Genomic DNA, 12,362 nt, shown 5'->3' on the forward strand with positions numbered 1-12,362 from the left:
CGCGGTGAGCGGGTTCGTCACCGGAACCCGCGTCGTCACCGGAACCCGCGTAGCCGCCAGGACCCCACCGCAGCCGGGAGTCATACCCCCGCACCGCCTCAACGGCGCCCGGCGGGCCCCACGCTGCGGCGCAGCACCATTTCCGGCGTGATCCGCACGTGGGTGCGCGCATGCGCGCCGCCCGCCAGCTCCTCCACGAGCAGCTCCAGGGCCCGGCGGCCCAGCTCGCCGAAGTCCTGCCGCACCGTGGCCAGGGGCGGAGTGAAGTACGCGGCCTCGGGAATGTCGTCGAAGCCGACCACGCTGATGTCGCCCGGGATCGAGCGCCCGGCCTCGTGCAGGGCGCGCAGCAGGCCGAGCGCCATGTGGTCGTTGGCGCAGAAGACCGCGGATACGTCGTCCAGTTCGGCGATGCGCAAGCCCGCCTGGTAGCCGGCGCGCGCACTCCAGTCGCCGCGTTCGACGGGCGGTACGGGCGCCCCGGCCGCCTCCAGCGCACCGCGCCACCCCTCCTCGCGGTCCTGGCTCTCCAGCCAGCCCGCCGGTCCGGCCAGGTGGTGCACGGTGCGGTGGCCCAGGTCGAGCAGGTGCCGGGTGGCCCCTTCCGCGCCGGACCGGTTGTCCACCGAGACCATGGGAACCGGTGACTGGCTGCCCGATCCGACCGCGACGACCGGCACGGAGCTGGAGAGCCGGGCCACCGCGCTGACGGCGGAGATCTGCGGCGCGATCACGACCACGCCTTCCACGCCCTGGTCGCGCAGCCGGTCGACGGCCTCCTGGACGGAGCGGCCGTCCAGCGAGCGCAGGCTCGCCACGCTGACGAAGTACCCCGCGCTGCGGGCGGCGTGCTCGATGCCGTCCAGCATCGAGGCCGGACCGTAGAGCGTGGATTCGAAGCTGACCACCCCGAGGTTGCGGGAGCGGCGGGTGACCAGGGCGCGGGCGGCCGAGTTGGGCCGGTAGTCCAGCTCCCGGATGGCGGCGAGCACCCGCTCGCGGGTGCCGGGCCGCACGTGCGGGGCCCCGTTGAGCACCCGGGACACCGTCTGGTGGGAGACGCCGGCCAGTTTCGCCACGTCCGCCATCACAGGGTGGCGCTGCTCGGTCCCGGCACTGTCGGTTCCCACTCGCACGTCCCTCCTCGATTCCGGGCCACGGTACGCTACCGGCCCCCGCCGAAGGCTATGCGAGCACCGGCGGCCCGTGCGGCGCGCGGCGGAGTACGGGCCCGGCCGTGAGCAGGGACGACGGGGGCGGCCGCCTCGGCACGCCGCTGCCCGCAGCGGCCGATCGCTCGCCCGATTGTTGGCCCAACAGTGATCGAGCAGACCCTTGACGACTCACTTGTGAGCGTTAACACTCATGTAACGCCAGGCTGGAGCGGCTGTAACTCCAGCCCGGCGCAGCGCGGGAAACCGGCTCTCGGCCGCCCCGCTCGACCGCTTCCGGTCGCCCAACCGGGTCGCACTGTGCCGGTCGCGGAACATCACTGGAGGAACTGTGCGGAAGCTTTCAGCGGGCCTTGTCGCGGTGGGTCTGACCCTGTCTCTCGCGGCCTGCGGCCAGAGCGCCAACGGCGCGGGCGACGGCGGGGCCGGTGGGGCCGGCGCGACGGGCGGGGACAACAAGGGCGCCCTCGTCGGCATAGCGATGCCCACCAAGTCGTCGGAGCGCTGGATCAACGACGGCGCCAACATGGTCAAGGAGTTCCAGGCCAAGGGCTACAAGACCGACCTCCAGTACGGCAACAACGTGGTGGAGAACCAGGTCTCCCAGGTCGAGAACATGATCACCAAGGGTGCCAAGCTGCTGGTGATCGCCGCGATCGACGGTTCCTCGCTCACCAACGTGCTCCAGAAGGCCGCCGACGCGCACGTCCCCGTGATCTCCTACGACCGCCTGATCCGCGGCACCGGGAACGTCGACTACTACGCGACCTTCGACAACTACAAGGTCGGCGTCCTCCAGGGCAGCTACATCGTCGACAAGCTCGGCCTCAAGGACGGCAAGGGTCCGTTCAACGTCGAGCTCTTCGCCGGTTCGCCGGACGACAACAACGCCACCTTCTTCTTCAACGGTGCGATGAGCGTCCTCAAGCCGTACGTCGACGAGAAGAAGCTGGTCGTGCGCAGCGGCCAGACCTCCTTCAACCAGGTAGCCACGCTCCGCTGGGACGGCGGTCTCGCCCAGTCCCGGATGGACAACCTGCTGAGCAAGTCGTACACGGGCGCCCGCGTCGACGCCGTGCTCTCCCCCTACGACGGCATCTCGATCGGCATCATCTCCTCGCTCAAGGGCGTGGGCTACGGCTCCGGTCAGGCACTGCCCGTCGTCACGGGTCAGGACGCCGAGCTGGCCTCGGTGAAGTCGATCATCGCGGGCGAGCAGACCCAGACCGTCTACAAGGACACCCGCCAGCTCGCCAAGGCCACGGTCCAGATGGGCAACGCGCTGCTGACCGGCGGCAAGCCCGAGGTCAACGACACGAACCAGTACAACAACGGCGTCAAGACCGTGCCGGCGCAGCTGCTGCAGCCGGTCAGCGTCGACAAGGAGAACTACCAGAAGATCCTGGTGGAGAGCGGCCAGTACACCGCGGACCAGCTCAAGTAGCCCCCGGCGCCCGACCGACGGGTCCGGCGACGCCGAACCGGCGGTGCGACGCCCGCGAGAGCGCCCGGCGTCCCACCGCCCCGACGATACGGATGCACAACCATGGCCCGACCCGTGCTCGAAATGCGGTCGATCACCAAGACGTTCCCCGGCGTCAAGGCCCTTTCCGAGGTCAACCTCACCGTCGCCGCAGGTGAGGTGCACGCCATCTGCGGGGAGAACGGCGCCGGCAAGTCCACCCTGATGAAGGTGCTCAGCGGCGTGTACCCGCACGGCGGCTACGAGGGCGAGATCCGCTTCGAGGGCGAGCCCTGCCGGTTCCGGGACATCCGGGCCAGCGAGCAGCGCGGCATCGTGATCATCCACCAGGAACTCGCCCTGGTGCCGTACCTCTCCATCGCCGAGAACATCTTCCTCGGCAACGAGCACGCCACCCGGGGCGTGATCAGCTGGCACCGGACCCTGACCCACGCCGCCGCGCTGATGCGCCAGGTCGGGCTCGACGAGAGCCCGCACACCCGGATCGCCGATCTCGGCGTGGGCAAGCAGCAGCTGGTCGAGATCGCCAAGGCGCTCGCGAAAGAGGTCAAATTGCTCATCCTGGACGAGCCGACGGCCGCCCTGAACGACGAGGACAGCCGCAAGCTGCTCGACCTGATCCTCGACCTCAAGACGCAGGGCATCTCCTGCATCCTCATCTCGCACAAGCTGAACGAGATCGCCCGGGTCGCCGACGCCGTCACCATCCTGCGCGACGGGCGGACCATCGAGACCCTGGCCATCGGTTCCGAGGGCATCTCCGAGGACCGGATCATCCGGGGCATGGTCGGCCGCGACCTGGAACACCGCTATCCCGAGCGCACCCCGGAGATCGGCGAGATCGCCTTCGAGATCGAGGACTGGAGCGTCCAGCACCCGATCGACCACCGGCGCAACGTGGTCGACGGCGTCTCGCTGAACGTCCGCCGGGGCGAGATCGTCGGCGTGGCCGGCCTCATGGGCGCCGGCCGCACCGAGCTGGCGATGAGCGTCTTCGGCCGCTCGTACGGACGCTGGACCGGCGGCCGGGTGCGGATGCACGGCAAGGAGATCCGTACCCGGACCGTGCCGGAGGCGATCGGGCACGGCATCGCGTACGTGACCGAGGACCGCAAGCAGCTCGGCCTCGACCTGGGCGACGACATCAGCCGGAACATCTCGCTGAGCGCCCTCGGCAAGGTCTCCCGGCGCGGCTGGGTCGACCGGCACGAGGAGACGCGGGTCGCGGAATCGTTTCGGCGGTCCATGAACATCAAGGCCCCTTCGGTGTTCGCGCAGACCGGCAAGCTCAGCGGCGGCAACCAGCAGAAGGTCGTCCTCAGCAAGTGGATCTTCGCCGGTCCGGAGGTGCTGATCCTCGACGAGCCCACCCGCGGGATCGACATCGGCGCCAAGGCGGAGATCTACACCGTCATCGCCGACCTCGCCGCCGAGGGCAGGACGGTCCTCGTCATCTCCTCCGAACTCCCCGAACTCCTGGGCCTGTGCGACCGGATCTACACCATGGCCGAAGGCCGGATCACCGGTGAGGTGGCCCGTGCCGACGCCACCCAGGAATCCCTCATGCGGCTCATGACCATGAGCGCGGCATACCCCGACAAGCAGGTGTGAGGCATGGCCCAGATCCAGACCACCCCCAAGACAGAGCCCGGCGCACCGGACACCGGCCGACGACCGTCGGCCGGCGCCGTACTGGCCCGGGCCCTGCGCGGCAACCTGCGCCAGTACGGCATGCTGTTCGCGCTCGCGCTGATCGTGCTGCTGTTCCAGATCTGGACGGACGGCATCCTCCTCCAGCCGCTCAACATCACCAACCTGATCCAGCAGAACGGCTACATCCTCATCCTGGCGATCGGCATGATGATCGTCATCATCGCCGGTCACATCGACCTGTCGGTCGGGTCCCTCGCGGCCTTCGTCGGGGCGGCCGCGGCGGTGCTGATGGTCAAGCACGACGTGCCGTGGCCCGCCGCGGTGGCGGCCGCGCTGCTGATCGGGGCCCTCGCCGGCGCCTGGCAGGGGTTCTGGATCGCCTACCTCGGGATCCCCTCGTTCATCGTCACCCTGGCCGGCATGCTGCTGTTCCGCGGCGGGACCCAGATCCTGCTGCAGGGACAGTCGGTGGCACCGTTCCCCAAGGGCTTCCAGAACATCAGCAGCGGCTTCCTGCCCGCGGTCGGACCCCGCACCGACTACCACAACCTGACGCTGCTGCTGGGCTTCGCGGTGCTCGCCGTCGCGGTCCTGCAAGAGGTGCGCGGACGGCGGCGGGCCGTCTCCTACGGGCTGGAACCGCTCCCGATGAGCCTGTTCCTGGTGAAGCTCGGCGCGATCGCCGCAGCCGTGGTGGCCTTCACGCTGCTGCTGGCCAGCTACCACGGCGTGCCGATCGTCCTGCTGATCCTCGGCGTGCTGCTGGTGGGCTTCGGGTACGTGATGCGCAATTCGATCCTCGGCCGCCACACCTACGCCATCGGCGGCAACGAGGCGGCGGCGCGGTTGTCCGGCGTGAAGAGCAAGCGGGTCGTCTTCCTCGCCTTCGTGAACATGGGCGTCCTCGCGGCGCTGGCCGGACTGGTCTTCGCCGCGCGGCTCAACGCCGGTACGCCGCAGGCCGGCATCAACTTCGAGCTGGAGGCGATCGCCGCGGCCTTCATCGGCGGCGCCTCCGCGAGCGGCGGCGTGGGAACGGTCATCGGCGCCCTCACCGGTGGCCTGGTGCTCGGCGTACTGAACAACGGCATGTCGCTGGTGGGTGTGGGCACCGACTACCAGCAGGTCATCAAGGGCCTGGTGCTGCTCGCGGCCGTCGGCTTCGACGTCTACAACAAGCGCAAGGCCGGAGGCTGAGCCGGGCGGGGTCCTCTTCCCTCGTTCCTCTTTTCTCCTTCCTCCTTTCCTCGGCAACCTTTCCGCCTCCGGCGGCGACCGGGTAGTGCACCTCGACCCGGATCGTCGAACGGACAGACATGCACACGGCACGGCAGGCCGCGCGACAGCGCAGGCAGCGACAGAGACGGATATGGGCGACGGCGGTGACGGTGACCGCCGTCGCCGGCCTCGTCTGCCTGGTGACGACCCTGCTCCCCACCCACGGGACCCGGGCCGCAGCGGGCCGCGCGGCCGGGGCCGGGACGGAGGCGGCCGCCGCCACCCGGCCGGGCGCCACGCTCCCGGCCCCGACCGGCTCCGCGCCCCCGGCCACACCCTCGCCCACCGCGGCGACGGCGACCCCGACCGCCCCCGCGACCAGCGCCGCTGCGCAGCCGTCGGCCAGTGCCACCCCGCAGGCCGCGCCCCCGCCCGCGCCGTCGGCGGGGCGCATCAAGCCCGGCGCCACCTACCAGGGCGTAGCCACCGCCTACGCCGCGGGCGACGGCAACGGCGCCTGCCTGTTCGGCCCGACCGACGACGTCATGACGGCGGCGATGAACACCACCGACTACGAGACCTCCAGGGCGTGCGGTGCCTACGTGCGCGTCCACGCCGCGAGCGGCGCCTCGATCACGGTGCGCATCACCAACGAGTGCCCGCTGCCCTGCGCCCCCGGCCAACTGGACCTCAGCCAGCAGGCCTTCGCGAAGCTGGCCGAGCTCAAGGTCGGCCGCATACCGATCACCTGGACCCTGCTGAGCCCCGCGGACCCCGGCACGATCGCGCTGCGCTACAAGACCGGGTCCAGCGTGTACTGGTGCGCGCTCCAGGTCCTCCACCACCGCAATCCGGTGGCCCGGTTGGAGGTGCGCACCGCCGCGGGCTGGCGGAGACTGCCGCGCACCGGCTACAACCACTTCCTCTCCGCCGACGGCGGCGGGTGCGGCGGCGCGGTGCGGATCACCGACATCTACGGCGAGCAACTGACCGTCGAGGGGGCCGCGATACTGCCGGACGTCGCCCAGCCCACCCGCCTCCAGTTCGCCCCGCACTGAGACCGTGGGCCGGGAGCGGGCCGGAGCCGGGGGCGGGGAGTCCGGCCCGCCGCGCACTGGTACGCTGCCGTCCTTTGTTAACGCACACATTTTCGGAGGGGGCGACCGACGCACATGGTCCCCGATGACGCGTCGGCGGAGTTCCACGACTTCTTCGAACGCCACTACGCCGGACTCGCCCGGTTCGCCCACCTGTTGACGGGTGAAGCGGACGGCGCCGACGATCTGGCCGCGGACGCCCTGGTCGCCCTGTGGCAGCGCTGGGACCGGCTGCGCCGGGCCGAGCACCCCGTGGCCTACGCCCGCGGTGTGGTCGCCAACCTGGCCCGCTCGCGCATCCGCGGCGCGGTGCGCGAGCGCCGCCGGGTGGCCCTGTTCTGGTCCCGCGGCGTGGAGCCGTCGGACGGTCCGGACGTGGCCTCGGTGGTCGACGTGCGGAGCGCTCTGGCCCGGTTGCCGTTCCGCAAGCGCGCCTGCGTGGTGCTGCGGCACGCCTTCGACCTGTCGGAGAGGGACACCGCCGAGGCGCTCGGGATATCGGTCGGTACCGTGAAGAGCCAGACCTCGAAGGGAATGGCCGAACTGGAACGGATGCTGGGCGGCACACGAGCGGCCGGGGATCTGCTGGCGGGGAGGAGGAGCCGTTGAACGAGGAACTCGCCCGGCGGCTGCGCGCGGCCGCCGAGGCCCACGAGCCCGACCGCGCCCGGATCCTGGCACGTGTGGAACGCGGCATGTCCGGCGCACCCGCACGCCCCCACCGGGCGGCGGGCGCATGGCGCTGGCAGGGGATCGCGCTCGCCTCCGTCGCCGCGGCCGGGGTCCTGGCCGTCGGCGGAGTCGCCGTGGCCTCCCTCGTGCAGACGCCACCGGAGCGGCCGCGGATCTCGGCCACCCACGCGGCGCCGTCCGGTCCGGACGCATCCTCGGGGCCGTCCGCGCCCCCCTCGTCGGGAGGTCCCCGTACGACGCCCTCGGCGCCCGCCACCGGCGGCCCGACCGCGTCGGCGCACCCGTCCCCGACGGGCCCGGCCCCCGGGGCGTCGGGCGGCGCGGATTCCGCCCGGCCCGGCGCGCACGTCCAGGACGGGCCCCTGTGGTCGGCCGGTTCCCTGGCCGCGAACGGGAACGCCTACTGGACGCAGAGCAACATCACCCTCAGGACCACGCAGCCGCTCACCGCGCTCACCGTGGAGCTGCGCGTCGCGCAGACCGGTGACGTGCGCAGCACCGGGCACTGGCGGACGATGCCCGCCGACGACTTCAGCGTCACCGTGCGGTCCGAGGCCGGGGCCGTGGTCTACCGCTGGGTACTGAAGCCCGGCCGTACGGTCCCGACCGGGCAGCACGTTTTCGCGGGACAGTACAACCACGCCGCGGGCGCGCGCGAGCCGGCCCGGGACGGCTACCGCGTCGACGCCGCCGGCGCCCACGGCGCCTTCGCGGTGTGGGGCGGCTTCACCCCGGCGCCCTGACGGGGCCGCGGCCTCCCCGAAGGCCCTCAACGCCCCGCTCCCGCCGCGCCTTCCCGCTCGCGCTCCGGAGCCGACGCCTGCGCCTCCCCCGGGGCGTGGGCGGCGGACGCACGGCGCACGTCGCCGTCGATGCGCCGGACGAGCAGGACGGCCTCCGACTCCTCGGCCAGCCCGCGCGCCCGCCGCAGGAGGGTCCGGGCCCGGCCGGGGTCGCCGGCCGCACGGCAGACCTCGGCCAGGTCGGCCAGCGCCGCAGCCAGTTCGACCCTGGCCTCGCCCTGTTCCAGGAGACGCACGGCCCGCTCCAGCGGGGCCGCGCGCTGCCCGACCGGAAGGGCGGCGGCCATCGCCCGCCAGGCCATGCCGAGGGGCCGCGGCGCTCCCCAGCGGGTCGCCACGTCCACCGCTTCCTCGGCCGTCGCCCGCGCCCGGTCCCACTCACCGAGCGCGGCCAGCTCCAGGGCCGCCATGCTGCGCCACGGCTGGAAGCCCGGTGTCTCGATGTTCCAGGCGGCCAAACGGCGGCCGCAGTCCAGGAAGTGCGCGGCCGCCTCCCGCGGGTTCCCCTGCACGGAGCGCAGCAGGCCGCGTACGTACAGGACCGTGATCCACGGCCAGCTCTCCGTCTCCGCGTGGCGGTGGGCGCTGTCGAGCCACTGCTCGGCCTCGCCGGTGCGGCCGAGGCCGATGAGGGCGTGTGCGTGCAGGCCGACCAGCGCGGCGGGGCGCCGTACGTTCTGGTCGAGCGGTACCGACGTCAGCAGCCGGCATTCGTCCAGGGCCCGGCGGTAGTCGCCGCGGCGCAGGGCGATTTCCGCGCGGTTCATGACCCGGCTCAGGTCGACGGCCGCGAATTCCTGGTCGTTGGGCTGGTCGCACAGGTGTTCCACGAGGGTGTACTCGTCGCACCACACCGCGAGCGAGGCCCGCAAGCCGACCAGTGGGCGGGGCAGGTCCGCCGAGTCGGGGACGTCGAGACCGGTGGGGCAGCGCTCCATTGCCTCCTTGGCGCTGTAGCGCACGCTCATCACGTCACCGCAGAGGAGCAGCGCCGCCGTGACCGCCTCGTCGGCGGCGCAGGTGGGCGGGGTCGCGGAGAGTTTGCGGATCAGCTCGTGCCACGTTCCCGGCGTGAGGGAGAAGATCATCCAGCCGGAGGCGCGGACGGCCCGCGCCGCGCGCGGGTCGACGGCTTCGGTCTCGGCGACCACCGTCTCCATGAGCGAGACGGCGGCCCTCGCCCGCCCCTGGGACACCAGTACCCAGGCCAGGGGAACCACCGCGGTCGGCGGGAGCGAGAGGTCGCGCTGCATCTGCAGGGCTTCCTGGAGGTGGAGGCAGGCGGCGTCCGGGTTGGTCTGCATTTCGGCCTGCCCGAGCCGGAGCAGTACGGCCGCGCGCTCGCCCGGTTCGGTGACGCGCGAGGCGGCCTCCAGGAAGCCGATCGCGGGTGCGGCCGCTCCCTCGCGCAGGCACTCGTTGGCCGCGTCGATCAGGACGGTCGCCCACCCGGCCCACCGGGTACCGGTCAACTCACCGAGGTACGCGGCGACTTCGCGAGCGGGGCGTTGGCTCATCTGCGCCCGGCGGGCCGCCGCGACGGCTATGGAGGTCTTCTCCTCGGGTGAACAGGCGTCGAGGAGCGCCCTGGTGATGAGCGGGTGGCGCAGCCGCGGGGCTTCGGTCCCGGCCAGCACCCCCCGGCGGGTCAGGTCGCGGCAGCGCCGCACCGCCTTCGCGAGGGGCTCCTCGCAGACCGACGCCAGCAGTTCGGCCGTGGGGGCGTGTTCGGCGAGCACGGCCAGCGCCTTCACCAGCCGGGCGTCCGCGGGGTCGTGGCGGGTCAGCAGGCAGGAGAGCGCGCGCGTGAAGTGGTCGGGTATGAGGTCCGGTGGCAGACCGTCCGCGTGGGGGACCTGCTTGAGGTCCGCGAGCAGGGCGTGCACGAGCGCCGGGACGCCGCCCGTCACGTCCTGGACGGCAGCGGCCAGCGACTCGGATTCGGGGACGGCCAGGACCTGGCCCGCGAGCGTGGCGATGGACGCGACGTCGAGCGGCGCCAGGGTCAGGGCCAGGGCGGCGCGGGCCTCCAGGTCGGCGTGCCAGGACGCGGTGGAGGGGTCGGTGTGCGTGCCCGGTGCGACCAGGACCAGCAGGACCGGCAGGTGCCGCAGGCGCTGGCCCAGGATGACCAGGGCGTGGCGCGAGGCCTCGTCGGCGTCCCCCGCGTCATCGGCGAGCAGGACGAGCGGGCGGCCCGCCTCGGACAGTTCGCGGCACGCCCAGGCGGCCAGCGCGCGGCCGTCGGCCGTGGCCACCGGGGTGGCGGCGGGCCGCGCGAGGGATCCGAGCGCGGCGCGCAGGCCACCCACGAGGGCGGGTTCGCCGCCACCCGTCAGCGGCAGCCACCGGCCGGCGGGCAGCCGGCCCCCGACCTCGCGCAGCAGCAGGGACTTGCCGGTGCCGGGGGTCCCTGAGATCACCACGAGGCCGCCCTGGCCGGACGCCAGCTGGTCGGCGAGCGCCGTGATCCCCGTGAGCTCACGGTCCCGGCCGACCATCCGGAAACCGACGGTCTGGGCCGGGGCCGCGGCTTCGGGAGAGGGCGCCGCCGCGGCGGGGTCCGGTGAGCCGAGGGGACGCGGCGCGGGCTCGCCCGCGAGGATCCGGCCGTGCAGGGCGCGCAGCTCGCTGCCGGGTTCCACGCCGAGCCGGTCCACCAGGAGGTCCCGGGTACGGGCGTACGCCTGGAGCGCTTCGGACTGGCGGCCGCCGGCGTGCAGCGCCCGCATGAGCACCCCGTGCAGGCGCTCGCGCAGCGGGTGTTCGGCGGTCAGCATCCTGAGCCGGTCGATCACCTGCTCGGCGCGTCCGCCGAGGACCGCGGCCTCCAGGCCGTCCTCGACCACCACCATGCGGCGTTCGAGCAGGGCGGTGCGCTGGTGGTCGGCGTAGGGGCCGGGAACCCCGGCCAGGGGGTCGCCGGGGAACAGGTCGAGCGCCCGGGTGTACAGGGCGTCGGCCGCCTGCCAGTGCCGGCGCCCCCGGGCCCGTTCCGCCTTGCCGACCAGGCGGTCGAAACGGCCGAGGTCGAGCTGGGCGTCGGCGATGCGAAGCTGGTAGCCGCCGTGTCCGTACAGCAGGAGGACGGGCGGGGCTCCGGCGGGGCGGGGCGGTTCCAGCGCGCTGCGCAGCGCCGAGACGTGGGTCTGGATCACCTTGGTCGCGCCGGCCGGGGCGTCCTCCTCGTACAGCGCGTCCACCAGGCTGTTCACGGAGACCCACTGCCGGCGGCGCAGGGCCAGCGCGCACAGCAGGGCCCGGCGCTGGGGCGGGCCGAGCGCGAGCACCTGCTCCCCCCGCACGGCCGTCACACCGTTGAGCAGCGCCACCTGCACGTCCTGAAGCGAACTGTCCGCTGCCACCCTGTTCATCCCCGTATCGGCCTGCGATGCAGAACCCGACGCCTCTGCCCCGGCATGGTATGTCATGTGCGTTTACTCCCCGTTGCACGTTCGTTGAACGGGCCGACCAGAGTGGCCATCACGGACCGGCTCGTCTCAGCAGCCGGAACGGGCGCACCGTGCCACTTATTCCTGCCCGGAACCGCGCGGAAAGCGCGGCGTGCCCCGGCAGGCCATTTCGCCCCTCACGCCTTTTTTCATGTTCGTAGGAATCAAATGAGTCTTGATATCAATGTCGCGGTCATCTATTACTCGGCCACCGGCAGCGTGCACCGGCTCGCCGCCGCGGCCGCCGACACCGCCGAGCGGCTCGGGGCCCGGGTGAGGCTGCGCAAGGTGCGGGAGCTGGCGCCCCCGCAGGCGATCGCGTCCAACAGCCAGTGGTCGGCGCACCACGCCGACACCGGTCACGTCGCCGAGGCCGCCGTCGACGATCTGGCCTGGGCGGATGTGATCCTCCTGGGCAGCCCGACCCGATTCGGGCTGCCCGCCGCCCAGTTGAAGCAGTTCATCGACACCGCGGGCGGCCTGTGGGCGCGCGGGGGCCTGGTGAACAAGGTCACCTCGTCGTTCACGTCGACCGGCTCGGCCCACGGCGGCCAGGAGACCACGATCGTGGCGATGAACAACACCTTCTACCACTGGGGATCGATCATCGTCGCGCCCGGCTACGCCGACCCCGTGCAGCACGTCTCCGGAAATCCGTACGGCACCAGCCACGTCTCGGACAACGGGAAGAATCCGCCCGGTGAAACCCACCTCGCGGCCATGGCATTCCAGACCCGGCGCGCGGTCGAGATCGCGGCCGCCCTCAAAATCGGCCTCGCCGCTTCCTGACC

The 12,362-nt window shown here is 72.5% G+C and carries 9 protein-coding genes; 7 read left to right on the plus strand and 2 right to left on the minus strand.

The annotated features are described in order from the left end of the window. Positions 1-98: 98 nt before the first annotated feature. Positions 99-1,130 (minus strand): LacI family DNA-binding transcriptional regulator, encoded by a 1,032-nt coding sequence (locus ABZY31_RS10155; RefSeq protein WP_356407032.1) that lies wholly within the window; start codon positions 1,128-1,130, stop codon positions 99-101. Positions 1,131-1,503: 373 nt separating this feature from the next. Between ABZY31_RS10155 and chvE the strand changes: the two genes are divergently transcribed. The 6 genes from chvE to ABZY31_RS10185 all read left to right on the plus strand — a co-directional run bounded on the left by chvE (position 1,504) and on the right by ABZY31_RS10185 (position 8,059). After that, positions 1,504-2,616 carry a multiple monosaccharide ABC transporter substrate-binding protein gene (chvE, locus tag ABZY31_RS10160; RefSeq protein ID WP_356407035.1) on the plus strand — a complete coding sequence of 371 codons (1,113 nt, stop codon included), beginning with the start codon at positions 1,504-1,506 and terminating at the stop codon, positions 2,614-2,616. A gap of 102 nt (positions 2,617-2,718) precedes the next feature. Further along, positions 2,719-4,266, plus strand: coding sequence for a multiple monosaccharide ABC transporter ATP-binding protein (gene mmsA / locus ABZY31_RS10165; protein ID WP_356407038.1), 1,548 nt, complete (start codon positions 2,719-2,721; stop codon positions 4,264-4,266). Positions 4,267-4,269: 3 nt separating this feature from the next. After that, complete coding sequence (gene mmsB / locus ABZY31_RS10170; RefSeq protein WP_356407041.1) at positions 4,270-5,505, plus strand: multiple monosaccharide ABC transporter permease; 1,236 nt, start codon at positions 4,270-4,272, stop codon at positions 5,503-5,505. 119 nt (positions 5,506-5,624) lie between these two features. Next, positions 5,625-6,584 (plus strand): expansin EXLX1 family cellulose-binding protein, encoded by a 960-nt coding sequence (locus ABZY31_RS10175; RefSeq protein WP_356407044.1) that lies wholly within the window; start codon positions 5,625-5,627, stop codon positions 6,582-6,584. Between the two features lie 114 nt (positions 6,585-6,698). Beyond that, on the plus strand, positions 6,699-7,232 hold the full coding sequence (locus ABZY31_RS10180; RefSeq protein WP_356407047.1) for a SigE family RNA polymerase sigma factor: 534 nt from the start codon (positions 6,699-6,701) through the stop codon (positions 7,230-7,232). Then, entirely contained in the window at positions 7,229-8,059 is an 831-nt protein-coding gene (locus tag ABZY31_RS10185) for a hypothetical protein (protein WP_356407050.1), read from the plus strand. The genes ABZY31_RS10180 and ABZY31_RS10185 overlap by 4 nt, the downstream gene beginning before the upstream one ends. A gap of 26 nt (positions 8,060-8,085) precedes the next feature. On the opposite strand, the gene ABZY31_RS10190 is transcribed toward ABZY31_RS10185, so the two are convergent. Further along, positions 8,086-11,484 (minus strand): BTAD domain-containing putative transcriptional regulator, encoded by a 3,399-nt coding sequence (locus ABZY31_RS10190; RefSeq protein ID WP_356407053.1) that lies wholly within the window; start codon positions 11,482-11,484, stop codon positions 8,086-8,088. A gap of 255 nt (positions 11,485-11,739) precedes the next feature. On the opposite strand from ABZY31_RS10190, the gene wrbA reads away from it, so the two are divergent. Then, positions 11,740-12,360: an NAD(P)H:quinone oxidoreductase gene (wrbA, locus tag ABZY31_RS10195; RefSeq protein WP_356407056.1), complete on the plus strand. Its 621-nt coding sequence runs from the start codon at positions 11,740-11,742 to the stop codon at positions 12,358-12,360. Positions 12,361-12,362 lie beyond the last annotated feature (2 nt).

The organism is Streptomyces sp. NPDC006529, assembly GCF_040611795.1.
In the GTDB taxonomy this organism is placed as follows: domain Bacteria; phylum Actinomycetota; class Actinomycetes; order Streptomycetales; family Streptomycetaceae; genus Streptomyces.

What these genes read in the sequence shown, in the direction of transcription:
- wrbA (WP_356407056.1), top strand. Translation starts at nt 11,740, where the DNA reads ATGAGTCTTGATATCAATGTCGCGGTCATCTATTACTCGGCCACCGGC.
- ABZY31_RS10175 (WP_356407044.1), top strand. Translation starts at nt 5,625, where the DNA reads ATGCACACGGCACGGCAGGCCGCGCGACAGCGCAGGCAGCGACAGAGA.
- mmsA (WP_356407038.1), top strand. Translation starts at nt 2,719, where the DNA reads ATGGCCCGACCCGTGCTCGAAATGCGGTCGATCACCAAGACGTTCCCC.
- mmsB (WP_356407041.1), top strand. Translation starts at nt 4,270, where the DNA reads ATGGCCCAGATCCAGACCACCCCCAAGACAGAGCCCGGCGCACCGGAC.
- ABZY31_RS10180 (WP_356407047.1), top strand. Translation starts at nt 6,699, where the DNA reads ATGGTCCCCGATGACGCGTCGGCGGAGTTCCACGACTTCTTCGAACGC.